The following is a 24,971-nucleotide window of genomic DNA, read 5'->3' on the forward strand; positions in this document are numbered from 1 at the left end:
TCCCGAAGGCTAACGGCTGGGGCCGGAATCCGTATGACAGGTGCAGGGCTACTTCTCGCGGATGCTCCAGCCCTGCGCGCGCACCGCCTGAATCAGGCGGTCCATCACCGGGTCCACCTCGGCGTCGGTCAGGGTCCGTGCGCCCCGGAAGACCAGACGCACGGCCAAGCTGCGCTGCCCCTCGGGAATGGGCGCACCCTCATACACGTCGAACGGCTCCACGCTCTCGAGCAACTCGCCCGCCTCGCGCCTCAGCAGCGCCGCAATGTCGCCGTAGCTGGCTGCGTTGGGGGCGATCACCGCCAAGTCACGCCAGGCGGCGGGGGCGCGGCTGGGGTCACGGAACGCCCAGGCCCGGCCCGGCAGCGGCAGGCCAGCTTCCAGAAGGAAGGTGTCGCCCTTCAGCCCGAACGCCTGCGCAATCTCAGGGTGCAGCGCGCCCAGCCAGCCCACGCCCTGCCCGTTCCACACGACCTCGCCCGCGATGCCGGGGTGGAGGGCGGGGGGCACCGCGTCGCCGCGCCGTTGCCGGACGTCCAGCTCGGCGCCGAGACTGGCGGCGAAGGCTTCTGCCAGGCCCCGGAAGGCCCGGAAGTTTCCCGCCACGCCCGGCGCGTGCGTCTGCGGCGCGAGCGGGCCGCGCATCAGCAGGCCCAGGCGCTCCTGCTCGCCCTCCGCCGGAAAAATCCGCCCGATCTCGAACAGCAGCGCGCGCTCACCTTTGGGGTGGGCCTGCGCGGCTTTGAGCAGGCTGGGGTAGAGGGCCGTCCGCATGCCGGTCCGGTCGGCGGTGAGGGGATTGCGCAGGCGCACGCCGGGGCGCTCGCTGCGTGCCTTCCCCGCCTCCTCGTCGCTGGTGAAGGTGTAGGTCACGACCTCCTGAAAGCCCAGGCCGCTGAGGGTGCGGCGCAGGGTCGCGCGCTCCTGGCTGGCCCGCTCGGCCCCCAGGTTGCTGGTGTGGACGCGCAGGGTGGGCAGCGTCTCGGGCAGGTGGGCGTAGCCGTGCAGCCGGGCCACCTCCTCCGCGAGGTCCTGCCAGATGCTCAAGTCCACGCGCCAGGAAGGGGGCGTGACGGTCAGGTGGTCGCCGTCCCGCTCCACGCCGCAGCCCAGGCGGGTCAGGAGGGCCGCCATCTCATCGGTGCCGACCTCCATGCCCAGCAACGCGCGAATCTGCTCGCCGGTCGCCTCGATGGGGCCGGGAAGGTCCGGCTGACCGACGACCGTGGCCCCGGGGAAGGGCCGCCCGCCGCCGTGCTGCGCGAGCAGGCCCGCCACCCGGTTCGCGCCGCGCGGGGCCAGCAGGGGGTCCACGCCGCGCTCGTAGCGGTAGACCGCGTCGGTCTTGAGGCCCAGGCGGGTGCTGGTGCGGCGCAGCAACACCGGGTCGAAGTGCGCCGACTCGATCACCACGTCTTCAGTGTCGGCCCGCACGTGCCCGTGATCGCCGCCCACGATGCCCGCGATGCCCAGCACGCCCTGGCCCGGCTGGGCTTCGCCCGCCGTGGCGAACGCTTCCGCGACGGTGGGAATCTGGACCTCGCGCCCGTCGCGGATCAAGAGGTCTTCGGGGCCGACGGTGTGTTCGCCGCCCAGCAGGTCGCGGACGGTCTCGCCCTGCCGCAGCCCGAAGGACACGATGATCTGGTCACCCTGCACGTCGCGGCGGTCGTACAGCGCCGTCGGCTGGCCGAGTTCGAGCATCACGTAATTGCTGGTGTCCACGATCAGGTCGATCGGGCGCATTCCGGCCAGGGTCAGGCGGCGCTGCATCCACAGCGGGCTTGGGCCGTTCTGCACGCCGCTCACTGTCCGGGCGGCGAAGTGGTCGCAGCCGAAGCGGAGTTTCTGCGAGGGATCACGTTCCAGCGTCACGCCGCGCGGCGGGAGGACCACGCGAATCTCGCCCTCGCCGCTGGGTTGCGGCCCGGCTTCCGGCTCCACCAGGGCCAGCCCCAGGAAGGCCGCCAGGTCCCGCGCGAGGCCCAGGGCGCTCAGCACGTCGGCGCGGTTGGGCGTGACCTCCACGTCGAGCACGCGGTCGGCGGCCCACAGCTCCCGCAGGGGCGTGCCGGGGGCCGCCGTGCCCGCCGGGAACAGCAGCAGGCCCGCGCTGGCCTCACCGATGCCGAGTTCCTTCGCGCTGGCCGCCATGCCCCAGGATTCGACGCCCTGCATGGCGCGCACGCCGTATTCCACGTCACCCAGCCGCGTGCCGGGCGTGACCAGGGCGACCATCGTCCCGGCGCTCAGGCCGACCGCGTTGGGCGCACCGGAGGCGATGGTGCGCGCGCCGTGCGGCCCCACGTCCAGCGAGAGACGCGTGAGCTGGGTGCCTTCCAGGGGTTCGGCGGCAGTCACGGCGGCCAGCACGACGCCTTCGGCGGGCGCGGGGACTTCCTCGATGCCCTCCAGCGGCAGGCCCATGCTGGCGAGGACGGGTTCGAGGTCGGGGGCGGGGGGAAGCTGGGGGACGAGTTCTTGAAGCCAGGAGTAGGGGAGTTTCATGGGGAACCTCGGAAGGGATGAGGGGAACGGGAAGCGATGTTGTTTGGTGGCCCGCCCCCCTTCACCCCAGCTCCCCCCGGAACTGCCCGATCACCCTCGGATCGTTCGCGTAGAAGTAGCGGATATCGGGAATCCCATACTTCAGCATGGCGATGCGCTCCGGCCCCAAGCCGAAGGCAAAGCCGGTCTTGCCCTCGTACACGCGCGCCTTGCCCGCCGCCTCGCGCAGGTCGTCCACTGCCTTGAAGACGTTGGGGTGGACCATGCCGCAGCCGCCCAGCTCCAGCCACTTGCTCTCGCCGCGCGGGTTGTCCCACCACACGGCGAAGTCGGCGCCGGGTTCGACGAAGGGGTAGTAGCTGGGCTGAAAGCGCACCTTTGCTGAAGGCCCATACAGCCCGCGCGCCATCTCGGCAATCGTGCCCTTGAGGTCGGCCATGCTGATCCCGTCGCCCACCACCAGACCTTCGAGCTGGTGGAACATCGCCTCGTGGGTGGCGTCGGTGGCCTCGTAGCGGTAGACCTTGCCACGCACCACGATCTTGAGGGGCGGCTCGTGGTCCACCATGTAGCGCACCTGCATGGGGCTGGTGTGGGTCCGCAGCAGGCGGCCGTCTTCCAGCCAGAAGGTGTCTTGCAGGTCACGGGCGGGGTGGTACCAGGGCACGTTCAGGGCCTCGAAGTTGTGGTGTTCGTCCTCGACCTCCGGCCCCTCGATCACCGTATAGCCCAGGCGCTCGTAGATGGCCGTCAGGTCGTCGTAGACGCGGTTGATGGGATGCAGCCCACCCGCCGGGAGGCCCAGGCCGGGCAGGGTCACGTCGATGGCCTCGGAGGCGAGTCGGGCGTCGAGGGCCGCGCGTTTCAGCACCGCCTCGCGCTCGCCCAAGGCCGTATCGATGGCCTGACGCACGGCGTTGATCTCCGCGCCCCGGCTTTTGCGTTCCTCGGGCGGGAGCTTGCCGAGGCTGCCGAGTTCCTTGGTCACGAGGCCGCTTTTGCCCACATAGCGCGTCTTGACGGCTTGCAGGGTGCCCAGGTCGGGGGCGGCCTGGATGGCTTGCAGGGCTTCTTGTTGCAGGTTGTCTTCTGGCATGGTGTCTCCGGTCGGAATAAAAAAATCCCCGCCACAGCAAGGGGGCGGGGTGTCGCGCTGCGCCTGAAGGTCAGACGGGCGTGCCCCGGCAGCCGCTAAACGGCGAAGGTGTACCGGAGCGCAACATAAGGCCCAGGGTAGCGGGCCGCGCACAGAGGGTCAACCGCTGCCCCGCCCAAGCCGCCGCAGACCTGTGAAACCATAGGCCCGATGGGAGAAGCTCACGCGGAGATCTATCTGCTCGCAGCGGGCGTGCTGCTGCTGGTCAGCCTGGTGGTGAGCCGACTGGGCGGGCGGCTGGGCATTCCGGGCCTGCTGCTGTTTCTGGGCGTGGGGATGCTGGCGGGCACCGACGGGCTGGGCATCCAGTTCAGCGACTACCGCTTCGCGCAGGTGCTGGGCACGGTGGCGCTGTGTTTCATCCTGTTTCAGGGCGGGCTGACCACCCACTGGGGCGAGACGCGGCCCGTGATCCGGCGCGGCCTCAGCCTGGCGACGCTGGGCGTGCTGATCACGGCTGGGATCATGGCGGCCTTCGCGCACTACGCGCTGGGGTGGCCCTGGCTGGCGGGCTGGCTGCTGGGCGCGGTGGTCAGCAGCACCGACGCCTCGGCGGTCTTCAGCGTGCTCAAGGAACGGGCGCTGGGCCTGAAGGGCGACGTGGCCCCGCTGCTGGAGTTCGAGTCGGGCGGCAACGACCCGATGGCCGTCTTTCTGACGGTGGGGATTCTGGAACTGATCGCGCATCCCGGCATGGGCGTGCTGGAGATCGTGCCGCTCTTCTTGCGGCAGATGCTGATCGGCGCGCTGGCGGGCGTGCTGCTGGGCCGCGCGGCGCTGTGGCTGCTCAACCGCCTGCAACTCCAGTTCGAGGGGCTGTACTCGGTCCTGTCACTGGCGCTGGCGCTGACCATCTTCAGCGGGGCGGCGGTGGCGGGGGGCAGCGGCTTTCTGGCGATCTACATCGCGGGCGTGATCCTGGGCAACGCCGACTTCATCCATAAACGCAGCCTGCTGGCCTTTCACGACGGGCTGGCGTGGCTGATGCAGGTGGCGATGTTCCTCACGCTGGGGCTGCTGGTCAATCCGCGCGAGCTGCTGCCCACCGCCGGGCTGGCGCTGGCCTGCGCACTGGTGCTGGTCTTCGCAGCGCGGCCCGTGGCCGTGTTTCTCAGCCTGGCGGCCTCCCCCATGCCGCTCAACCAGAAGACGATGGTCGCCTGGGTGGGCCTGCGCGGGGCGGTGCCCATCGTGCTGGCGACCTTTCCGCTGCTGGCGGGCGCGGCGCAGGCGCAGACGCTCTTCAATGTGGTGTTTTTCATCGTGCTGACCAGCGTGCTGCTCCAGGGCACCACCCTGACCCTGGTGGCCCGCCTGCTGGGGCTGCGCGAGGCCCTGCCGGTGCCCAGCGTGAACCCGATCACCTACACCCCCACCGGCCACAGCAAGAACGCGATGGTGGAGGTCGAGGTGCAGCGGGGCAGCGAGGCGGACGGCCGGCGCATCCTCGACCTGCACCTGCCCCCGGATGCCCTGGTGATCCTGGTCCACCGGGGCGGCGAGTTCCTGATTCCCAAGGGCGCGACGCGGCTGGAGGCGGGCGACAGCCTGCAAGTGCTGGCCCGCGAGGACGAGTTGCGCGAGGTGCGGCGGCGGCTGGGGGCGTGAAGCAAAGCTGCTCGCGGCGGGGCCAGCCGGGCAGGTATGCTCGCGTCATGCGAAAAGGTGCGGCTCTGCTCCTGACCGTCCTGGCGAGTGCGGCGCTCGCGGACACCTACGTTCCGGGGACGACCGTGTCCTACAGCAAGTCCAGGGACCCCATCACTGGCGCCAACACCAGCAGCGTCTTTCTGGACGAGGTCAACGACACGGTGAACAAGACCTACGTGGAACTGTCCTGCCAGCAGGGCGGCGCCGTGTTCTATCTCTACACCAAAGACCCGCTGTACACCCTGGCCGACTACAAGGCCGGGACGACCCCCGACATCGTCTACCGCGTGGATACCCTCGCGGCGCGGACCGTGCCGACAGTCTGGATAGGCGAGGAAAACAAGCCCGTTCTCACGGCCCTGGCGGTTCCCGACGAACTCGACCCGCAGCTGCTGGGGGCCTTCAAGTCGGCGCGCAGCAAGGTCCTGATGCGCGTGAAGCGCAGCGACGGGCGCGAACTCACCTACACCTTCCCGGTGAGGGGGCTGCCCCAGGCCCTTCAGGCCGTGAACCACTGCCGGTAGCGCTCGCCCGTCCCCACTGCTGAGACAGCCCCACTTTCACCCCCCGGCGCGGGTGTTACCGTACCCCCATGACCACCGCCGAGCCGTCCACCCCCGTGCAGGCCGCCGTCCGTGACACGGCCGTCTTCGAGCTGATCGCGCAGGAGGAAGGGCGCCAGCGCGTGGGCCTGGAACTGATCGCCTCCGAGAACTTTTGCAGCGCCGAGGTGCGGGCGGCGCAGGGCAGCGTCCTGACCAACAAGTACGCGGAAGGCTATCCCGGTAAACGCTGGTACGGCGGCTGCGAGGTGGTGGACGAGGTCGAGCGCCTCGCCATCGAGCGCGTCAAGCAGCTGTTCGGGGCCGAGTGGGCCAACGTGCAGCCGCACTCGGGCAGCAGCGCGAACCTGGCCGTGTACAACGCGCTGATCGAGCCGGGGGACACCGTGCTGGGCATGGACCTCTCGCACGGCGGGCACCTGACGCACGGCAACCCGGTCAACTTCTCGGGGCTGCGGTACAAAATCGTCGGGTACAAGGTGAACCCCGACACCGAACTGATCGACATGGAGGAGGTGCGCCGCCTCGCGCACGAGCACCAGCCGAAGATGATCATCGCGGGGGCCAGTGCCTACAGCCGCATCATCGACTTCGCGGCCTTCCGGGAGATCGCGGACGAGGTGGGCGCGATCCTGTTTGCCGATATCGCGCACATCGCCGGGCTGATCGCGGCGGGGCTGCACCCCAACGCACTGCCGCACGCGCACGTGGTCGCCAGCACCACCCACAAGACCCTCAGAGGCCCGCGTGGCGGCATCATCCTCTCCAACGATCCCGAGATCGGCGCGAAGATCGACCGGGCCGTCTTTCCGGGCTATCAGGGCGGGCCGCTGGAACACGTGATCGCCGCCAAGGCCGTCGCGTTCGGGGAGGCGCTGCAACCCGAGTTCAAGGACTATGCCGCGCAGATCATCCGGAACGCGCAGGCGCTGGCCCAGGCGTTTCAGGACAAGGGCTACCGCGTGGTGTCGGGCGGCACCGACAACCACCTCTTCGTGCTGGACCTGCGCCCCCAGGGCCTCAACGGCACCAAGGCCACCAAACGGCTGGACGCCAATGCCATCACCATCTCCAAATCCACCCTGCCCTACGACACCGAAAAGATCCTGCACGGCGGCGGCATCCGCCTCGGCACGCCCGCCGTCACCACACGCGGCATGACGGAAACGGACATGCCGACCATCGCGGACCTGATCGACCGCGCGCTGAAGGGCGAGGACGTGAAGGCCGAGGTCCACGCCTTCGCGGGAGGCTTCCCGCTGCCCTGAGTCGGTTGCCGCTCCCACGGCCCAGGTTCGCCCTGGGCTTTTTCTCTGCCAGTTTTTTGTGAGATTTCTCCCGTTAGGCTGCGGGCCATGACTGCCGTCACCGCCTCCCGTGCAGGCTCTGCCCCGCCGCATGACCTGTCCCTGCACCTGACGCGCCTGGGCCTGACCGCGCCCGACCTGGGCAGCGCGATGCAGCCCGTGCTGGACGCACTGGTGAGCCACACGGCGGCGGTGGGGGCCGGCTACTTTCAGCTGCGGGATACCACGCTGACCTACCACGCGCGGGCGGCCAGCGGGGACCTGCCGCCAGGACCGCTTCAGGCGCTGATCGCGCACGGTCTGCCCCCCGAGCTGCCGCTGGTGAGCGCCTTGCAGGAAGCGGGCGGCGTGCTGTTTTTCGAGGACACCCGCACCGACCCGCAGGCGGCGGGCTTTGCCGACCTGGGCGTGCTGGCGCTGACCGCCGCCCCCGTGCGCGACCAGGAAGGGCGGCTGGTGGGCACGCTGCTTTCCCACGTGTTCACGCCGCATCCCTGGTCGGGGGAGGAGCGGCAGCTGATGAGAAGCGTCACCGGCCTGCTGACCCTGCTGGCCGCGCGGCTGGACGCGGAAGAACGCGAGCGGGACGCCCACGAGTGCGCCCTGCGCGCCCTGGGCCTGCTGCTGGAGGCCCGGGATGCCGAGACCTACGGGCACACCGACCGGGTCACGGGGCTGGCGCTGCGCCTGGGCCGGGCGCTGGGGCTGGAGGGCAACGATCTGCGCGACCTGCGCTGGGGTGCCTACCTGCACGACATCGGCAAGATCGCCATTCCCGACGAGATCCTGCACCATCCCGGCGTGCTGGACCCGCAGGCCCGCACCCGCATGCAGGCGCACGTCACCGAGGGCGCGCGGCTGGCGGCGCAGCTCTCCTTTCTGCCCCGCGCGGCACTCGACGTGATCACCGGACACCACGAATGCTGGGACGGCAGCGGTTACCCGGGCGGCCTATCCGGCGAGGCCATTCCCCTGCACGCCCGCATCTTCGCCGCCTGCGACGTGTACGACGCCCTCACCAGCGTCAGGCCCTACAAGCACGCCTGGACCCCTGCGGAGGCCGCCGCCTATCTGGGACAGCGCAGTGGCAGCCACTTCGACCCGGTGGTCGTGACGGCGCTGCTGGGGCTGCTGGAAGGGGACAGGGTCGCCGCGAGCGCGTGACCGGAAAGGCCGGGAGCTTTCAGGCCGGCGTCAGCGTGAACAGCGTGATCTCCGGCTCGCACAGGTTGCGCAGCGGCACGCCGCTGGTGCCCAGGCCCCGGCTGACATAGGCGGGCGTGCCATACGCGCCGCGTACCCAGCCCATCGCGTAGCGCTGGCCGTAGCGGCTGGGCACGACAGGCGCGCCGAACAGCGGCAGGCGAATCTGACCGCCGTGGGTGTGCCCGCACAGGACCAGCCCCGCCGGACCAGGCAGGTCGGGCAGAAGATCGGGGTTGTGGCTGAGCAGCAGCGTGGCCCGTTCCCCGGCTCCGGCCAGGGCCGCCGCCGGGTCGGGCCGCCCGAACCAGAAGTCGTCCACGCCGCCCAGCCACAGGTCGTCCCGCACGGCGCGCCCCGCGTCCCTCAGGATGGTGACGCCGGAGCGGGCGAATGCGGCGGTCAGCTCCTGCTGGCGGGCCTGCCAGCCGGAACCGGGCAGCCCCCGCCTCTCCGCGTCGGAGCGCCCGAAACTGCCATAGTCATGGTTGCCCCACACGCCGAACGCGCCCAGCGGCGCCCGCAGGCGGGCCAGTTCGGTCAGCAGCGGCGCGGGGTCGGCGTCCGGGCGCAGGTCCAGAAAGTCCCCGCCCAGCAGGATCAGGTCGGGGCGTTCGGCGTTCGCGGCGTCCACCCAGGCCCGCACGCTGCCCGCAAAGGCATAGAGGCCGTAGTGCAGGTCGGTCAGGAACGCGGCGCGCAGGGGCGAGCGCAGCCCCGGGAGCGCGGCCTGCTCGCGGACCACCCCGAAGCGTGCCGCCTGCGCCAGCCCCGCGCCGCCCAGCGCCCCCACGGCCAGACCACCCCCCAGCAGGCCACGCAGCAGGCGGCGGCGGGTCAGGTGCGTGGCTGGGGACGGTGCGGGGTCCATGCCCGCAAGGTAACGGCCGGGCATGAGATCACCGTCCGCCAAAAGGTGCAGGAACCGGCCGGGCCGCACCAGCCGCCGGTTTCGCTGTTTCTTGGCCTTCCGGCCCGGCGGCGGACCCAGGGGCTAGACTGCCGGTATGACGTGGGCGGGTGACCTTCTGGTGGTGGACATGCTGGACGAGGACGCAGGCCTGGCAGACGTGGAGGACGCGCGGGGCCGCACGTATCAGCTGCCCGCCGAGTGGCTGCCGGACGTGCAGGACGGCGCGGCCTACCGGGTCACGGTGACGGGCGGGGGCGTGACCTTTACCCCAGACCCCGACGGTGCCCGGCTGCTGCGCGAGCGGAGCAAACAGACGCTCCTCGACTTCGCGGACGCGCCGGGAGAGGAGCAGCCGTGACGCGCCCGGTCATCGTCCTGCCCGACCTGCACGGGCGGGCCGACCTGCTGGCGGAGGCGGTCGCCTACGTGCAGGCCACCTTCGGCCCGGACGCGCACCTGCTCAGCCTGGGTGACGCGCTGGACCGGGGGCCGCACAGCCTGCGGTGCGCCGAGCTGCTGCTGGACCTGCACCGCCAGGGCCGCGCGACGCTGCTGATGGGCAACCACGAGCGCATGGCGCAGGAGGGGTTGCAGTGGTACCGCCAGTATCTGACCTCCCGCGCGCCCGCCGACGAACGCCGGGCGCTGGAAGGCTTCGGGTGGTGGATGGGCAACGGCGGCGAGAGCGTGCGCCGCGAGGTGGGCCGCCTGACCCTGGAAACGTTCCCGCCCACGCTGGCCGAGTATCTGGACGCGCTGGTGCGGGTGGTGTACGTGACGGCGGATGGCCAGCTGCACCGCGCCCCCCCCGGGGAAGCGAGCGTGCTGGTCGCGCACGCCAGCCCCCCGGTCAAGCACCCGCAGTACCCCAGCCCGGAGTCGGCGGCGCTGTGGCTGCGGCCCTTCGAGGGACCCTTCCCGCTGCCCGAAGGCGTGACGTACAGCGTGCACGGGCACACCCCCGTCCGCGTTCCGGTGCGGCTGGGCCGCCACGTGTACCTCGACCTGGGGGCCTACGAGACGGGCCGCCTCGCGCTGCTGGCGGTCGACGTGACGGGGCGGCCCGAAGTGACTGTGCTGGAAGGACCCGGCCAGCCGGGGGCGGCGCGGCGCTATCCCGCCTTCGGGGAACCGTTGCCCCTGCACACCATCACCCTGACCGGGAGGCCCTGAGATGACCCAGCACAGCCGGACGGCCCGCCGCCTCAAGCTCCTGTGGGACGAATTGCGGGCGGGCGACCCGCAGGCCGTCCATGCCGCCCGCAAGCTGACGCGGCGGGCACAGGCCGAGCTGCGGGTGGCGCGGGCCGGCCAGAAGGCCGAGCGTGCCTGGCGCGACCTGCGCCGCGCCGCCGCGCCCTTGCGCGATCACGACGTGGCGGGCGGACATCTACGGGAGGCGCTGACCGAACTGGGCGCCGAGCCGCAGACCCTCGCCTACTTCGACCGGACCTGGGCCGAGCGGCGCGCGGCGCTGCTGGCGCAGACCGTCTGGCCGGACCGCCCCAAGGCCTATGACCTACACCGGGGCTGGAAGGGCCGGGCGCGGCGGCTGGCCAGGAAGGACGGCCAGCGCCTCCTGCGGGACGGCGAGGCGGCGCTGGCCTCGGAAGACCCCGAACTGTGGCACGCCTGGCGCAAACGCCTGAAGCGGTACCGCTACACCCTGGACCTGCTGGGCGAGGTGCCGCCCGTGCTGACGGGCACGCTGGACGCCCTGGGCCGCCTGCAAGACGCCGAGGTGGTGCTGGGCCTTCTGCACGGCGACCCCGACCTGCTGCGCTACGAGCGCGCCCGCCTGATCGCCCGCGAGGAGGCCACGCGGCAGGCGGCGCGGGCGCAGGTGCGCGAGTTGTTCCCGGCCCTGGTCGCGGCCCTAGCCGAGCCGCTCTCCACACCCCCCCGCCAGGACAGCGAGAAAGTGGTGACTTGAGCGAACACGCCCACAGCCACGGCGCGAACGCCAATGCCCGTCAGCTCGGCCTGGCGCTGGCCCTGACCGGGACTTTCCTGGGGGTGGAGGTGGTTTTCGCCTTCCTCTCGGGCAGCCTCGCGCTGCTCTCGGATGCCGGGCACATGCTGACGGACGTGGCGGCGCTGGCCCTGTCGCTCTTCGCCATCCGCATGGGGCAGCGGCCCGCCGACCGCAAACGCACCTTCGGCTACCGCCGCAGCGAGATTCTGGCAGCGGCCCTGAATGCCGGCGCACTGTTCGCCATCGGGCTTTACATTCTGGTGGAGGCTTACGGGCGGCTGCGTGACCCGGTGGCCGTGCAAACGACCCCGATGCTGGTCGTGGCGGTGCTGGGATTGACCGTCAACCTGATCAGCGCCCGCATCCTGGCCGGGGGCGCGGCGGGCAGCCTCAACGTGAAATCCGCGTATCTGGAAGTCCTGGGCGACCTGCTGGGGTCGGTCGCGGTGATCGTCGGGGCGCTTGTGATCCGCTTCACCGGCCTGACCTGGGTGGACCCGGTGCTGGGTGCCCTGATCGGCCTATGGGTGCTGCCGCGCACCTGGACGCTGCTCAGAGCCAGCGTGAACGTGCTGCTGGAAGGCGTACCGGAGGGCCTCGACCTGGATGCCCTGCGCGCGGACCTGCGCGCCCTGCCGGGGGTCCGGGAGGTCCACGACCTGCACGTCTGGAGCGTGACCGGCGGCGAACACAACCTCACCGCCCACCTCGTCAGCGCCGAGGCCCCGGCGGGCCTGCTGCCGCAGGTCCACGAGGTCGCGGAACGCTACGGCATCGAACATACGACCGTGCAGGTCGAACCGGAGGGCCTGCACGCGGGGCACCCAGAGCACCTGCACCCGTAAGGCCCTGGTGCAAAGCAAAGCGAGGGGCGAAAAGGTCGGCCCAGGTCTTGCCTAGAGCATTTGTCAAAAAGAGACCTTCTTTTTGACCGAGCGGAGCGAGTGAAAGAGGGAGAGCGTTTGGGAGAATGGAACCGTTGGAGGTGCTTTCCCCATGGCGGTGTGATTCGGACAAATGCTCTAGTGGATGACCACAGGCAAGGGCATCCTTATTTTTCTGGGAGGCCTTGCCCGTTCACCCCCTCCCGGCCTCCCCCCTCAAGGGGGAGGAGCAAAAGGAAATGCCTCCACATCGCTGTGGTCATCCACTAGTACATCGTCAAGCGATCAAAGCAGGGTGGCTACTTGAACGATGAGAACGTATCCGCTGTCCCGAACGACCTCTAGCAATTTGTTTCTCATCATCCAGCTCCCAGAAAATCGGTTGACCGTGTACTAGGCCTGCCCGGCTTCCAGCCGCGCCAGGTCCTCCGGCGTGTCCACGTCGGCCAGGAGGGCGGCGGGAAACCGCAGCGTGACCGCCTGCCCCGCCTCCTGCCGCAGCAGCATTCGCGGGCCGTGGTCGGCATCGGGCAGGGCGCGCAGGGCGGGCAGCAGGTCGGCGCGGAACAGGTGCGGTGGGGCGCGCACGGCCTCGCGGCCGGGGTCACCGTACTCGGCCAGCACCAGGGGGGCGCCCGTCTCGCGGAAGGCGGCCAGCAGCCGCGCATGCACCTCGCCCGTCAGCAGCGGCATATCCGCCAGCGCGAAGTGGGCGGCGCTCACCCCTGCGGGCAGAGCGGCGGCGGCGGCCCGGAAGGACCCCGCCAGCCCGCGCGCCGGGTCGGGGTTCTGCGCAAAAGTGAAGGGCAGCCCCCGCAGCGCCGCCCGCACGCCCGCGCCCACCTCACCGGGAGGCACCACCGCCAGCAGCACCTCGAAGCCGCCCCCGGCCAGCGCGAGCGCGGCATGACGCACCAGCGGCACCCCGCGCAGGGACGCGAGTTGCTTGGGCTGCCCCATGCGGGTGCCCCGGCCTGCCGCCAGCAGCACGCCCACGACCGGGCCGGAGGAAGGTGGGCGCATGTTCGGAGTGTACCGGCCCCACGACCTCCCCGGCTGGGGCAGAATAGAGGCCGTCCGGCAACGCAGCTTCTTCCCAGGAGGTTCCCCATGAAACTCAGTTACAGCGGTCAGGAACAGGTTCAGGCGCCCCCGGCGGCGGTGTGGGCCTTCGTGCAGGACCCCGAGCGGGTGGCGCGCTGCCTGCCGGACGTGCAGGAGGTCGTGGTGAAGGACCAAACCCACCTGGAAGCGACCGTGCAGGTGGGCGTGGGCATGGTGCGCGGCAAGTTCAGGTTCAAGATCGAGGTGCAGCCCGACGAGGCGCAGAACCGGGTGAACGTGAAGGTACAGGGCGGCGGCCTGGGCAGCGTGGTCGACATGACCGCCGGGGCCAACATCGTGGACAACGGCGACGGCACCACCACCCTCGACTGGACCGGCGACGCGACCATGCGCGGCCCGGTGGCGACGGTGGGCGGGCGCGTGCTGGACGTGCAGGCGCAGAAGCTGATCCAGAAGACCTTCCAGAACATGAGCGCGCAGGTCGGGGCCAGCGCCGGAACCCTGGCGTGATCCGGGGGTGACCGACCCGCCTGTGCCCCTCGACTTGGCGGCCGCCTTCCGGGAGCGCGGCTATGTGGCGGGAGACGCGCTCGTCACCGCGCTGCGGCTGGTGGTGGCGCTGGGTAAACCGCTGCTGCTGGAAGGTCCGGCGGGCGTCGGCAAGACCGAGGCGGCCAAGACGCTGGCGGAGGTGCTGGGCACGCGCCTGATCCGCCTCCAGTGTTACGAGGGGCTGGACGCGCAGGCCGCTCTCTACGAGTGGAACTATGCCCGGCAGCTCCTGCACCTGCGCGCCGCCGAGGCCGGGGGGCGGCCCGTGACCGATGAGGACCTGTACGGCCCCCAGTTTCTGATGCAGCGCCCGCTGCTGGAGGCGATCCGGCAACCCACCTCGCCCGTCCTGCTGATCGACGAGGTGGACCGCGCGGACGAGGCCTTCGAGGCTTTTTTGCTCGAACTGCTGGCTGAGTGGCAAGTCACGGTGCCGGAACTGGGCACGCTGAGGGCCACCGCGCGCCCGCACGTCCTGCTGACCAGCAACCGCTCGCGCGAACTGAGTGACGCGCTGCGCCGCCGCTGCCTGTACCAGTGGGTCGAGTACCCCAGCGCCGCTCAGGAACTCGACATCCTGCGGGCGCGGCTGCCGGGCATCGACGAGGCGCTGGCGCGGCAGGTCACGGCCGCCGTTCACGCCCTGCGCGCCCTGCCGCTGGGCAAACCGCCGGGCGTGGCCGAAACCCTCGACTGGGCCGCCGCGCTGCTGGCCCTGCACCGCGACTGGCTCGACGCCCCCGCGCTGGAGGCGACATTGGGGGCCGTCCTGAAACTGCACGAGGACCAGCGGCTCGCGCGCCCCACCCTGGACCGGATCGCGGCGCACAACGCCGGGGCGTGACCTCCCCCGGCCTTGCCCAACTCAGCGCGCAGGTGCGGGCTTTTGCCGCACAGTTGCGGTTCCGGCACGGCTTTCTGATCGGGCCGGGAGAGATCCGCGACGCGCTGCGGGCCGTGCAGGCGGTGGACGTGCTTCAGGTGGCCCAGGTGCAGGACGCGTTGCGGGCGGTGCTCACCACCAGCCCGGCAGAGGCGCGGGTGTTCGACGCGGAGTTCGGCGCCTTCTTCCGCCGCCCGGCAGAGCTGCCCCCGCCGCCTCTCCCCCCCGCTCCGGGCGGACAGGCCGCGCCGGGAGAGCCGTCGCCCCCGGAACCGACGGCCCGGGCAGGGAAAAAGACCGGGCCAGTCCAGGGGCACCCGCAATCCTCCGGGGAAGACCCGGCAGACGAGGACGCCATATCCCCGCAGGCCCCGGGAAGGGCGCTGGAGAACGCCCCGGACGACCCGGACACGCCGCCCCAGGTTCTCCGGGCACGGCTCAGTCCCCATGCAGGCGCCGGGGGCCGGGTGCAGACCGAGGTGGACGACCTGCCGGAACTGCTGCGCGCCGCCTCCGCCCTGATTCGTGCCGTAGAGCTGGGGCGGGCACGGCGGCTGCGGCCCCGGCCCCACGGCCCGAAACTCGATGCCCGCCGCACCCTGCGCGCGGCCGCCCGCACGGCCGGAGACGCGGCCCTGCTCAAATGGCTGGGCCGCCCGCGCCGCGCTCCCCGCTTTCTGCTGATGCTGGACGGCAGCCGCAGCATGGGCCAGAGCGCGGCCCTGCTGCTGCGCTTCGCCTTTGCGCTGCATCTGCGGGCGCGGCGGGTGGAAGTGTATGCCTTCAGCACCGGCCTGACGCGCCTCACCCCGCACCTGCGCCGGGCCGGGCCAGGCCAGCCCCTCGCCCTGCCCGACCTGGGCGCGGCCTGGGGCGGCGGCACCCGCATCGGGGACAATCTGCTGCGCCTGGCCCGCGAGGAACGGGACCGCCTCAACCGGGACACGGTGGTCCTGATTCTGAGCGACGGCCTGGACACGGGCGACCCCGAAGTGCTGATCCGCGCCCTGCGGGACCTGAGAGCACGGGCGGGCCTGCTGGTGTGGCTCTCGCCGCTGGCTGCCCTACCCGGTTACCAGCCGGTCCAGCGGGCGGTACAGGCGGCCTTACCCCATCTCGACGCCTTCCTGCCCGCCGGGAGCCTGGGGGACCTGCACGCACTGGGGCGGCGGCTGCGGCGATAGGCAGGGGGCGATAGGCAGGGGAAGGGGCAAGGACGCGGCCACGGGCAGAACGACCTTCCAAGAACTTAAGACTCAATAAACGTAACCTCGTAAGGGTCCTCACATCTTGCACAGGAATGCTGGTGGAGCCAGAGCGGGCGCGCCCTGTGGCAGAGGAGTCCGCCATGCCAGAACAACCCCCACTTCAGACCGGCTGGGACATGACCGAGCCGCGTCCGGCCCTCGCTTCCTTTCTGGGCACCTTGCCTACCGCACCTCAACTGCTGGCCCTGGGAGAACCGACGCATGGCCTCGACGTCTTTCCGGCCTGGCGCAACCGCATCTTCCGCACACTGGTCGAAGAGCACGGCTTCCGTTCCATCGCTCTTGAAAGCGACATCATCGCCGGTTTACGGGTGAATGCCCACGTCACGTCGGGCCAGGGCACCCTGGATGAGGTCATGCGAACGGGCTTCAGCCACGGCTTCGGTGCCATTTCGGCCAACCGGCAACTGGTCAAGTGGATGAGGGCCTTCAATGCTGGCCGCGAGAGCACCGACCACCTGCGCTTCTACGGCTTTGACGCGCCCCTGGAGAATCTGTGGGCGGCCAGCCCGCAGGCCAGCTTGCTTGCCCTGCACGCCTTCCTGACCGTGCATCTGGGCAGGTTGCCTGTGGACACGGCCACCCTGGAACACCTGTGCGGTGAAGAAGCCCGCTGGACTGACCCGGCAGCCGGGATGGACGCGGCACGATCCATCGGCAACAGCGCCGAGGCGCGGCACCTCCGGTTGCTGGCGGACGACCTCTCCAGCCTCCTGCAGACCGAAACGCCGGGGCTGGCCGCCCGACCTGGGTTCTGGGAAGCGGAGCTGCATGCCCGCACGGCGACCGGCCTGCTGCGTTACCACGCGGTGATGGCCACCCCCGCGCCTAACCGCGTGGCGCGAATGCTGGCCCTGCGTGACCTGCTGATGGCCGACCACCTCAGCGCCATTGCCGGGCGGGAACAGCAGTGCGGGCCGACCCTGGTGTTTGCCCATAATTCCCACCTGCAACGCAACCTCAGCGCGATGAAGATGCGCGGCCTGCGCCTGGAGTGGTGGAGCGCCGGAGCGCACGTCAGCACCCGCCTCGGCCAGCGGTACGCCTTCATTGCGAGTGACCTGGGCACAGCGCCGGCAAGAGCCATCGGGGAACCTGCCCCGGCCACCCTGGCAGGCGCCCTGATGGCCCTTTCCCCGGCCACCCTATTCAGCGCCCGAGAACTGAGCACCGCCCTCCCGGAACAACTGGCCGTAAGAACGGACGTTCCTGCGCAGGCCGGGTCTTTCCCCTTTGAAGGGCAACATCTGTCCCTCACGGACGGCCTGCTCTTCGTGCAGAACGCTGGAGACTGAAGCCGCTTATACGAACTTCAGGTGAGTCGGAGGCGAGCGGAGCGGGCAGGCGTGCCCAGGCGCGTCCTTTTGCACAGGAAGCGAGAATAAGAACCCCTCGGCTTGCGGCGACGGAAGAACAGCCGGTGCCTTGCCCGATGTTCTGAAAGCAGAGCAAGCTGGTCTCAGGTCCCCAGGCACACTGGCGACACCCGCGCCACGGCCCACGCGTCGGCACACCCGGGTGAACCTGTTCTGGGCCTTCGTGTACATACCTGCTGATTCCGGTCGCGGCAGGCGTACAGACGGCCTGGGGCGTCACCCTCTCCCCCGTGCTGCCGGTACAGTGAAGGGTGCCTGTGCTGATCGCCCTGCCACCCACCGAAAGGCGCGTCATTGCCCTGATGGATGCCCAGCAACGTGAGCTGCGGGCGCTCTACAACGACACGGAAGCGCGCACCGAACCGTTCGACCCGGCGATTCTGTCCGGGGAAGGCGGCGTCCTGCTGGCCGTGGAAGAAGGTCCGGCCCTGCTGGCCTGCGGCGCACTCAAGCGGCTGGACCCGGGCACGGCGGAGATCAAGCGGATGTACACCGTCCCGCAGGCCCGTGGGCGCGGCCTGGGCGGGCAGGTCCTGCGCGGGCTGACCGAGTGGGGACGGGCGCAGGGGTACGCGCGGCTGGTGCTGGGAACCGGCGACCAGCAGGCGGCGGCCCTCGCGCTGTATGAGGGGGCGGGCTTCACGCGCATTCCCAATTACGGCTATTACGTGGGCGTCGAGAACAGCCTGTGTTACGCGCTGGCCCTGAAGCCCGGCTGAAGCCTGTCCCCCCGCTTCCGGCCGGAACCCCCCGGCCCCCCTCCCTTATGGCCTGCGCCCTCTGGCCCGGCGCAGCCTCATACGAATTCCGGTTGAACAGTGACAAAAACTGTTCAACTCGAGCGGAGCGAGCCGGGAACCGTATCAGCGGTCCAGCCGGAAAATCCGCATGTCCGGCACGGGCCGCCCCAGCAGGTGGTCCGTCAGCATCCGCGCCGCCTGCACGCTATAGGTGATGCCGTTCCCCCCGTACCCCAGCGCGAACAGCAGGCAGGGATTTCCCGGCTTCGGCCCGATGAACGCCAGGCCGTCTTTCGTCTCGCCGAAGGTGCCTGCCCAGGCATAGCCGACTTCGGGCTTCAGGTGCGGCAGCAGCTTCTCCAGCTTGCGCTCCAGCCGGCGCTGCCTGGCCGGAAGTGCCCGGTCCCGCCGCGCCGGACTCTGGTGGTCGTCGTCCTCGCCGCCGACCAGGATGCGCCCGTCGGGCGTGGTGCGGGCGTACAGGTAGGGGCGGGCCGTTTCCCACAGCAGGCAGCCGGTCGGCCAGGGCTGCTGCTCCGGCGCGAGCGGTTCGGTGATCAGGGCGTAGGTGTTTTTCAGCTGGGCCAGTTGCCGCCCGGCAAACCGCGCCGCCTCGTACCCGGCGGCGACGATCACGTGCCGGGCCTGGACCTGGGCACCCCGGTCGGTGTGGGCCGCATAGCCGTGGGCGCGCTCGTCCAGGCGCGTGACCTCCGTGCGGTCGTGAATCCGCGCGCCGCGCGACCGCGCCCGCCACAGCAGGTGCTGCGTCAGGCGGTAGGGGTCCAACGACGCCCCCGCCGGGCTGAACAGGGCGGCGGGGGCGCTGAGACCGAAACGCTCCCGGACCTCGCGCGCCTCCAGAAACTCCACCTCCAGCCCGGCCTGCACGCGGGCGGCGTGTTCTTCACGCAGTGTCCGGGCGTCCCGGCGGCCCGAGGCGTAATAGAGGCTCCCGGGCCGGGCAAAGCCGCAGTCGTCGGGCAGCTCGCGCGTCAGGGCCTCCAGGTGGTCGATGGCCTCGCGGCACAGCTGATAGGCGCGGTCGGCGTCAGGCTGGCCGATCATGCCCCGCAGGTCCACCAGGTTGGTGTCGATCTCGTATTGCAGCAGGGCGGTGCTGGCGCTGGTGCTGCCGGAGGCGGCGTCGCGGCGGTCCAGCACCACCACGTCCAGCCCGGCCCCGCTCAGCGCGTCGGCCAGCAGCGCCCCGGTGATGCCCGCCCCGATCACCAGCACGTCAGCGCGCTCGCCAGCCAGGAGGGGCGGATAGGTGTGCATCAGGCCGTTCTTGAGGGGCCAGAAGGCCGTGCCGCTGCGGAGGTCCATAGAGCCTGAATCTAGCGAGCTGAACCGTGGGCAGACTGTACGGAAGCGGAAGCTTCCGGGAAGGGCCGCCCCAGAGCCAGCCCCCTGAATGAACGCAGCCCCCCCGAATGCAGACGCCCCGGCGGGCAGGCCAGGGCGTTTGCAGGACGGCGGGGGATCAGAACCGGCGGCGCGCGGTCTTCTTGCCGCCCAGTCGGCGCTCGGCCTGCCCCAGCAGGAAATCGAAGGCGCGGTCGCGTTTGCGGAGTTTGGTGTATTTGCCGCGTTTGGCCTTCTGGTTGCGGCGCACCAGCGTCAGGAGTTCCAGCGCGAGGGGCGCATAGAGCATCAGTTTGCCGAGCTTGCCGCTGCTGCGGGAACGGGCCTTTTTCATACCTGCTTTCATACCTGCCATTACGCCACTTCGGGCAGAAAAGTTGCCGGGGGCGCGGCTGCGGCCCGTTCACCGTTCGCGGGGCTGTCCGGCAGGGCCGACCTGGGCCTGTGCCGGACAGGCGGCCAGCGCCTACACTGAGGCATGACACAGACCGTGGACCGGGTGACGGCCCTCCGTGACCAGCTCGTCGCGTGGCGGCGGCACCTGCACATGCACCCCGAGGTCGGCTTCGAGGAACACGAGACGGCGGCCTATATCGAGGCCGAGCTGCGCCGGATGCTCGGTCTGACGGTGACGCGCCCCACCGCGACCAGCGTGCTGGCGGTGCTGAAGGGGGGCAAGCCGGGCCGGACGGTCCTGCTGCGCGCCGACATCGACGCCCTGCCCATCCAGGAGGAGAACACTTTCGAGTTCCGCTCGCAAAGGGCGGGCGTGATGCACGCCTGCGGGCACGACGGGCACACCGCCATTCTGCTGGGCGTGGCGCGGCTGCTCTCCGAACACCCGGAGGAGGTGCCGGGCGAGGTCCGCATGATCTTCCAGCACGCCGAGGAGATCGGGCCGGGCGGCGCGGAGGAACTGGTGATGGCCACGGACCTGATGCAGGGCGTGGACGTGGTGACGGGCCTGCACCTCAACAGCCAGCTTCCCGCCGGACTGGTCGTGGTGAAGCCGGGGGCCTTCATGGCCGCGCCCGACACGCTGAGCCTCACCATCAAGGGCAAGGGCGGGCACGGCGCGCACCCCGAGCAGGCGGTGGACCCCATCGCGGTGGGCGCGCAGGTCGTCACCAACCTTCAGCATGTGGTCAGCCGTCATGTGGCGGCGCTCGACGCGCTGGTGGTCTCCATCACCACCTTCCAGAGCGGCACCACCCACAACGTCATTCCCGATACGGCGGTCCTCCAGGGCACGGTGCGGACCTTCGACCCCGAACTGCGCCAGCGCGCGCCGGGGCTGATCGAGCGGGTCGTGAAGGGCGTGTGTGAGGCCCACGGCGCGACCTACGACCTGAAGTACGAGTTCGGCTACCGCCCCGTCATCAACACCGACTGGGTGGCCGCGCAGCTCAAGGAGATCGCGCTGGAGACGGTGGGCGAAGAGCATTACCAGGACGCCCAGCCCACCATGGGCGGCGAGGACTTCAGCGCCTACCTGGAAAAGGCTCCCGGCGCGTACTTCAACGTCGGCTCGGGCAGCGACCCCGCCGACAGCCGCTGGCCGCACCACCACCCCCGCTTCACGCTCGACGAGGCCAGCCTGGAGACGGGCGCGCGGATGCTGCACGCCGCCGCCCTGCGCCTGACGGTGCCGGAGTCGGGCCAGCAGGCGTAGGCCCCATGCTCCCCGAGGCCCTCGCCCGCCAGATCATCAGCGACCACGCCGGGCACCCGCGTGGCCGGGGCGAGATCGCGGGCGCGCCCCACGCGGCGCTCGACAACCCCGGCTGCGGCGATCAGGTGACGGTCTGGGCGCGGGTGGAGGGCGGGCGGCTGTTGGATGTGCGCTTCACCGGGCGCGGCTGCGCGATCAGTCAGGCCAGCGCCAGCCTGATGACCCAGGCCCTGACCGGCAAGCCCCTGGAGGAAGCGCGCGCCCTCGCCGCCCGTTACCGCGCGATGGTGCTGGGCGAGGCCGCGCCCGACCCGGCCCTGGGCGACCTGCTGGCGCTGGCGGGTGTCAGCCGCCTGCACGCGCGGCGCAGATGCGCGCTGCTCGCGTGGCGGGCGCTGGAAGCGGCGCTGGGCGAAGGATTGCCGGGCGAGGCGACGGGAACCGTGTAAGCGCGCCGCCCGCCCTCAGCGGAACGCGCCCGCGTGCCACAGCTGCTCGAACAGATCGGTCAGCTCGGGGTCGAACTGTGTGCCGCGCCCGGCGCGCAGGATGCCGAGGGCCTGTTCGGGCGGCATGGCCTGCTTGTAGGGGCGGGTGCTGACCAGCGCGTCGTACACGTCGCACAGCGCGAACAGGCGGGCCAGCAGGGGGATGTCCTCGCCGCCGAGGCCGCCAGGGTAGCCGCGGCCATCCCAGCGTTCATGGTGCGAGCGGATCACGCCGTGGGCCTCGGGGTGCAGAAACGGAATGCGGTCGGCCAGCGCCGCGCCGATCACGGCGTGGCCCTCGACCACCTCGCGCTCCCCGGGGGTCAGGGCACCCGGCTTGAGCAGCACCGCGTCGGGAATGCCCAGCTTCCCGATGTCGTGCAGCATGGCCCCGTGACGCAGGGCCGTCAGGCGGTCCTCGGAGAGGCCCAGTTCGGTCCCGAAGCGCTCGGCGTAGCGCAGCACCCGCTCGGTGTGGCCCTGGGTCTCGAAATCGCGGGCTTCCAGGGCGACCCCCAGGGTCGTCAGGGCCGCTTCCAGCGTGGCCCGCAGCCCCGCCAGGTAGGCCATCCGTTCGAACATCCGGGCCGCGACGCTCGCGAGCAGCAGGGCCAGGCTCTCGTCGTCCGGCAGGAAGGGACGGGACGCGTCACGGGTCAGGACCAGAACCCCCAGCGGTTGATGGTCGCCGTCCAGCAGCGGCACCGCCATCATGGCGTCGCCCGCGAGCCGGTCCCGGCGGTACACGCGCCCGTCACCCCGCGTGTTCGCCACGCGCACCACCCGGCCCGTCGCGAGCGCCTCCCAGGACACGCCCTGGCCCCGGGGCAGACACACCGGGCCAAGCTCCCGGTAGGTCCCCTCGGTGGCGGCCGAGACCAGCTGGTCCCCGGCCGCGTCGTAACGCAGCAGGGTGGCCTGGGCCGCCTGCAACAGGTCCACGGCCGTCTCGGTCAGCTGAACCTCGGCGGACCGGCCCTGCGGGTCCGTGCCGACCTTCGCGTGGAGCTGGCCCAGCAGGTCCAGTTCCCGCCAGCGTTCCTGAAGGTGCAGCAGCGCCGCGAACTGCTGCGCGAACAGCCCCGCGATCTCCACGCTCTGCCAGGTAAAGGCGTCTTCCGAGGTGAAGCTGTCGAAGTTCAGGTGCGCGACCACGTCGCCGCGCAGAACGACGGGGAAGCAGAGGTCCGCGCGGATCTCGCTGCGCTGACCGGCCCGCTCGAACACGGAACCGGCGTCCCGCAACACGGGGTCGGTGCTGGCATAGACCCGCCGCAGCTCATCGGTTTTCAGGACGCGGGCAGCCCCGGCCTGCCACTCCTCGCGGGAACGGCCATACCAGTCGAGCTGGGCCGCCTCCTCGATGCGCACGCCCAGCAGCCCGGGCGCGAAGCCCTCGGCCGCACAGATGCGAAAGCGCCGGCCCTCGCGAATATTCAGTGAACCGGCCTCGGCCCCGTCCACCGCCGCGACCGCCAGGTGCAGCAGTTCCTGCCAGTCCTCGTCCCCGAGGGTGCGCCGCTCGCCCAGCAGGGCGATGGTGGTTCTCAGGGCGCGCCACAGCGAATGGCGGGGTTGCAGGGGTTGCAGCGGTGTGCCCGCCGACCCGGGCTCTGCCGCCTCCAGCGGGGCCGGGGCGCGCGTGACCGCCTCACTGGTCACCAGCCGGTCGCGGCCGTTCGTCTTGGCGAGGTAGAGCGCCTCATCCGCACGCTGAAACAGGGCGCTCGGCGTGTCGTCCGGGCGGCGGGTACTCATGCCCGCCGACAGGGTGACGCCCCCGATGTGCCCCACCAACATCTGCGGCACGCGCCGGCGCACCTCCTCGACCAGGGCGCGGGTCTGTTCCTCGCCCCCCGTGTCGGCCAGCAGCGCGAATTCCTCGCCGCCGATGCGGTAGGCGCGCAGGTGCGCCGGGGCCTGCTCGCGCAGCAGCCGCCCCATCTGTTCGAGCACACGGTCCCCGGCCGCGTGACCGTACAGGTCGTTCACGGCCTTGAAGTGGTCCACGTCGAGCAGGACCAGTTGACGCCCCGCCGGCAACGCCATCAGGTCGGCGTCGAAGCGCCGCCGGTTGCCCAGGCCGGTCAGGGGGTCGGAAAGTGCCTCGGCCCGGAGCCGGTGCGTCAGGCGCAGCAGCCGCAGCCGCGACTGGAAAATGCCCAGCGCGATCACCAGACCCAGCGCGCTGAAGGACAGCCCCAGCGGATACACCACGGGAAACACGCCCCGGCCCTGCGGCGTGAGCAGCAGCGCCAGGCTCAGCCCCAGGAACGGGACCGGCGCCAGCCACAGCTGACGCAGGGTCAGGCGCGGCACCGACAAGTGCGGGCGCAGCCAGCCGGTCAGCAGCACCACGCTCAGGCCGTTCACGGCCGCCACGCCAGCCGCCGTCCGGTCTTCGAGAAACCGCAGGGCCAGGGCCGGCAGGAACGCCAGAACGCCCACGCCCACGCCGTAGCGCAGCGTGACCAGCGCGACCACCACGAAGCGCAGGTCCACCCTGAAGGGGCCGAACGGCGCGGAATAGACCATCAGCAGGCAGATGATCACCGCCGCCAGCACCACCCGCAGCGCGTCCTCACTCAGGCGCGGGCGCACCGGCCACTCGCGGAACGTGAGACTCAGGAGAAACGCACAACTGACCAGCAAACAGAGATTGAGCAGCATTCAGGGACACCCCGGGCGGCAGAAAGGAAAAGGGAGCGGTGGTCAGGCCCTTATTCTTCCTGAAATGCGCGGGCCGGAGGCGTCAGCGGCTGCGCAACGTGTTCTGCACGGCGCTCATGAATTCGGCGCGGGTGCGGGCGTCCTCCTTGAAGAGGCCGCGCATGGCGCTGGTGGTGGTGCTGGAGTTCTGCTTCTGCACGCCGCGCATCGCCATACACAGGTGGACGCCCTCCATCAGGACGGCCACGCCCCTGGGGGCCAGCAGTTCGCCCACCGCGTCGGCAATCTGCGTGGTGATGCGTTCCTGCACCTGCAGGCGGCGCGAGTACAGGTCCACGATCCGGGCGAACTTGCTGAGGCCCAGGATCTTGCCGTCGGGGATATAGGCGATATGGGCGCGGCCGTAAAAGGGCAGCATGTGGTGCTCGCACATCGAATAGAACTCGATGTCCTTCACGATCACCATCTCGCTGCCCTCGGCCTCGAACACGGCGTCACCGGCAGCGTCCGCCAGCGACTTGTGATAGCCCGCCGTCAGAAAGCCCCAGGCTTTCGCCACCCGGTGGGGCGTCTTTTGCAGGCCCTCGCGCTCGGGGTCCTCGCCGATGGCGCTCAGCCAGTCGTAGGTCAGGCCACTCAGGCCCGGCACTTCCTGCTTCTCCTCAGCGGCGCTGATGGTGGGGGGGACAGTCAAGGGGGCAGCTCCTTCCCGTGCCGCAGAGCACGAGTG

At 70.8% G+C, this 24,971-nt stretch carries 23 protein-coding genes; 15 read left to right on the top strand and 8 right to left on the bottom strand.

The annotated features are described in order from the left end of the window. Positions 1 to 48 precede the first annotated feature (48 nt). On the bottom strand, positions 49 to 2,508 hold the full coding sequence (locus tag DEIPH_RS17290) for a phenylalanine--tRNA ligase subunit beta (RefSeq protein ID WP_034360665.1): 2,460 nt from the start codon (positions 2,506 to 2,508) through the stop codon (positions 49 to 51). A gap of 61 nt (positions 2,509 to 2,569) precedes the next feature. After that, positions 2,570 to 3,589: a phenylalanine--tRNA ligase subunit alpha gene (gene pheS / locus DEIPH_RS17295; protein ID WP_034360743.1), complete on the bottom strand. Its 1,020-nt coding sequence runs from the start codon at positions 3,587 to 3,589 to the stop codon at positions 2,570 to 2,572. A gap of 225 nt (positions 3,590 to 3,814) precedes the next feature. Here pheS and DEIPH_RS17300 point away from each other — a divergent pair, with 225 nt between their 5' ends. The 4 genes from DEIPH_RS17300 (at position 3,815) to DEIPH_RS17315 (ending at position 8,348) form a co-directional block, all read left to right on the top strand. Next, positions 3,815 to 5,272 (top strand): potassium/proton antiporter, encoded by a 1,458-nt coding sequence (locus DEIPH_RS17300; RefSeq protein WP_034360667.1) that lies wholly within the window; start codon positions 3,815 to 3,817, stop codon positions 5,270 to 5,272. Between the two features lie 47 nt (positions 5,273 to 5,319). Further along, a complete protein-coding gene (locus DEIPH_RS17305) occupies positions 5,320 to 5,838 on the top strand; it encodes a hypothetical protein (protein ID WP_051517490.1) in 519 nt (172 codons plus the stop codon). A 68-nt stretch (positions 5,839 to 5,906) separates the two neighbouring features. Then, positions 5,907 to 7,145, top strand: a complete 1,239-nt coding sequence (gene glyA, locus DEIPH_RS17310) for a serine hydroxymethyltransferase (RefSeq protein ID WP_034360669.1) — start codon at positions 5,907 to 5,909, stop codon at positions 7,143 to 7,145. A gap of 87 nt (positions 7,146 to 7,232) precedes the next feature. Then, a complete protein-coding gene (locus tag DEIPH_RS17315; RefSeq protein ID WP_034360670.1) occupies positions 7,233 to 8,348 on the top strand; it encodes an HD-GYP domain-containing protein in 1,116 nt (371 codons plus the stop codon). 19 nt (positions 8,349 to 8,367) lie between these two features. Here DEIPH_RS17315 and DEIPH_RS17320 read toward each other — a convergent pair whose 3' ends face one another. Further along, complete coding sequence (locus DEIPH_RS17320) at positions 8,368 to 9,258, bottom strand: metallophosphoesterase (RefSeq protein ID WP_034360747.1); 891 nt, start codon at positions 9,256 to 9,258, stop codon at positions 8,368 to 8,370. Between the two features lie 136 nt (positions 9,259 to 9,394). Between DEIPH_RS17320 and DEIPH_RS17325 the strand changes: the two genes are divergently transcribed. Genes DEIPH_RS17325 through DEIPH_RS17340 form a run of 4 tightly spaced genes read left to right on the top strand, consistent with a single transcriptional unit; the run spans position 9,395 to position 12,120 of the window. Beyond that, positions 9,395 to 9,658 (top strand): hypothetical protein, encoded by a 264-nt coding sequence (locus DEIPH_RS17325; protein WP_034360672.1) that lies wholly within the window; start codon positions 9,395 to 9,397, stop codon positions 9,656 to 9,658. After that, positions 9,655 to 10,473, top strand: coding sequence for a metallophosphoesterase (locus DEIPH_RS17330; RefSeq protein WP_034360674.1), 819 nt, complete (start codon positions 9,655 to 9,657; stop codon positions 10,471 to 10,473). Before DEIPH_RS17325 ends, DEIPH_RS17330 begins: the two co-directional genes overlap by 4 nt. A 1-nt stretch (position 10,474) precedes the next feature. Further along, entirely contained in the window at positions 10,475 to 11,233 is a 759-nt protein-coding gene (locus DEIPH_RS17335; RefSeq protein ID WP_034360676.1) for a CHAD domain-containing protein, read from the top strand. Then, positions 11,230 to 12,120: a cation diffusion facilitator family transporter gene (locus tag DEIPH_RS17340; RefSeq protein ID WP_034360677.1), complete on the top strand. Its 891-nt coding sequence runs from the start codon at positions 11,230 to 11,232 to the stop codon at positions 12,118 to 12,120. The genes DEIPH_RS17335 and DEIPH_RS17340 overlap by 4 nt, the downstream gene beginning before the upstream one ends. 432 nt (positions 12,121 to 12,552) lie before the next feature. Here DEIPH_RS17340 and DEIPH_RS17345 read toward each other — a convergent pair whose 3' ends face one another. Further along, entirely contained in the window at positions 12,553 to 13,182 is a 630-nt protein-coding gene (locus DEIPH_RS17345; RefSeq protein WP_034360679.1) for a nucleotidyltransferase family protein, read from the bottom strand. An 87-nt stretch (positions 13,183 to 13,269) separates the two neighbouring features. Here DEIPH_RS17345 and DEIPH_RS17350 point away from each other — a divergent pair, with 87 nt between their 5' ends. From DEIPH_RS17350 to DEIPH_RS17370, 5 genes are all read left to right on the top strand, one after another. Beyond that, complete coding sequence (locus DEIPH_RS17350; RefSeq protein WP_034360681.1) at positions 13,270 to 13,734, top strand: SRPBCC family protein; 465 nt, start codon at positions 13,270 to 13,272, stop codon at positions 13,732 to 13,734. A gap of 7 nt (positions 13,735 to 13,741) precedes the next feature. Continuing rightward, on the top strand, positions 13,742 to 14,620 hold the full coding sequence (locus tag DEIPH_RS17355) for an AAA family ATPase (RefSeq protein ID WP_051517491.1): 879 nt from the start codon (positions 13,742 to 13,744) through the stop codon (positions 14,618 to 14,620). Next, positions 14,617 to 15,843 carry a vWA domain-containing protein gene (locus DEIPH_RS17360; RefSeq protein WP_034360682.1) on the top strand — a complete coding sequence of 409 codons (1,227 nt, stop codon included), beginning with the start codon at positions 14,617 to 14,619 and terminating at the stop codon, positions 15,841 to 15,843. Before DEIPH_RS17355 ends, DEIPH_RS17360 begins: the two co-directional genes overlap by 4 nt. A 164-nt stretch (positions 15,844 to 16,007) precedes the next feature. Next, positions 16,008 to 17,222: an erythromycin esterase family protein gene (locus DEIPH_RS17365; protein WP_034360684.1), complete on the top strand. Its 1,215-nt coding sequence runs from the start codon at positions 16,008 to 16,010 to the stop codon at positions 17,220 to 17,222. Between the two features lie 338 nt (positions 17,223 to 17,560). Beyond that, positions 17,561 to 18,022 (top strand): GNAT family N-acetyltransferase, encoded by a 462-nt coding sequence (locus tag DEIPH_RS17370; RefSeq protein WP_235183287.1) that lies wholly within the window; start codon positions 17,561 to 17,563, stop codon positions 18,020 to 18,022. Positions 18,023 to 18,166: 144 nt separating this feature from the next. Here the strand turns inward: DEIPH_RS17370 and DEIPH_RS17375 are convergent, their stop codons facing one another. Both DEIPH_RS17375 and DEIPH_RS17380 read right to left on the bottom strand, forming a co-directional pair. Next, a complete protein-coding gene (locus DEIPH_RS17375; protein ID WP_034360688.1) occupies positions 18,167 to 19,372 on the bottom strand; it encodes an NAD(P)/FAD-dependent oxidoreductase in 1,206 nt (401 codons plus the stop codon). Positions 19,373 to 19,529: 157 nt separating this feature from the next. Further along, the gene (locus DEIPH_RS17380) at positions 19,530 to 19,745 is read right to left on the bottom strand and encodes a hypothetical protein (RefSeq protein ID WP_034360690.1); all 216 of its coding nucleotides are present in this window, start codon (positions 19,743 to 19,745) and stop codon (positions 19,530 to 19,532) included. A 144-nt stretch (positions 19,746 to 19,889) separates the two neighbouring features. Between DEIPH_RS17380 and DEIPH_RS17385 the strand changes: the two genes are divergently transcribed. Both DEIPH_RS17385 and sufU read left to right on the top strand, forming a co-directional pair. Continuing rightward, on the top strand, positions 19,890 to 21,083 hold the full coding sequence (locus DEIPH_RS17385; RefSeq protein ID WP_034360692.1) for a M20 family metallopeptidase: 1,194 nt from the start codon (positions 19,890 to 19,892) through the stop codon (positions 21,081 to 21,083). A gap of 5 nt (positions 21,084 to 21,088) precedes the next feature. Continuing rightward, entirely contained in the window at positions 21,089 to 21,532 is a 444-nt protein-coding gene (gene sufU / locus DEIPH_RS17390; RefSeq protein ID WP_034360694.1) for a Fe-S cluster assembly sulfur transfer protein SufU, read from the top strand. Between the two features lie 15 nt (positions 21,533 to 21,547). Here sufU and DEIPH_RS18950 read toward each other — a convergent pair whose 3' ends face one another. Together DEIPH_RS18950 and folE are read right to left on the bottom strand one after the other, a co-directional pair. Beyond that, positions 21,548 to 24,241, bottom strand: coding sequence for an HD domain-containing phosphohydrolase (locus DEIPH_RS18950; RefSeq protein WP_081790987.1), 2,694 nt, complete (start codon positions 24,239 to 24,241; stop codon positions 21,548 to 21,550). An 82-nt stretch (positions 24,242 to 24,323) separates the two neighbouring features. Then, positions 24,324 to 24,935 (bottom strand): GTP cyclohydrolase I FolE, encoded by a 612-nt coding sequence (gene folE, locus DEIPH_RS17400; protein ID WP_034360696.1) that lies wholly within the window; start codon positions 24,933 to 24,935, stop codon positions 24,324 to 24,326. Between the last annotated feature and the right edge of the window lie 36 nt (positions 24,936 to 24,971).

Source organism: Deinococcus phoenicis, from assembly GCF_000599865.1.
GTDB lineage: Bacteria > Deinococcota > Deinococci > Deinococcales > Deinococcaceae > Deinococcus > Deinococcus phoenicis.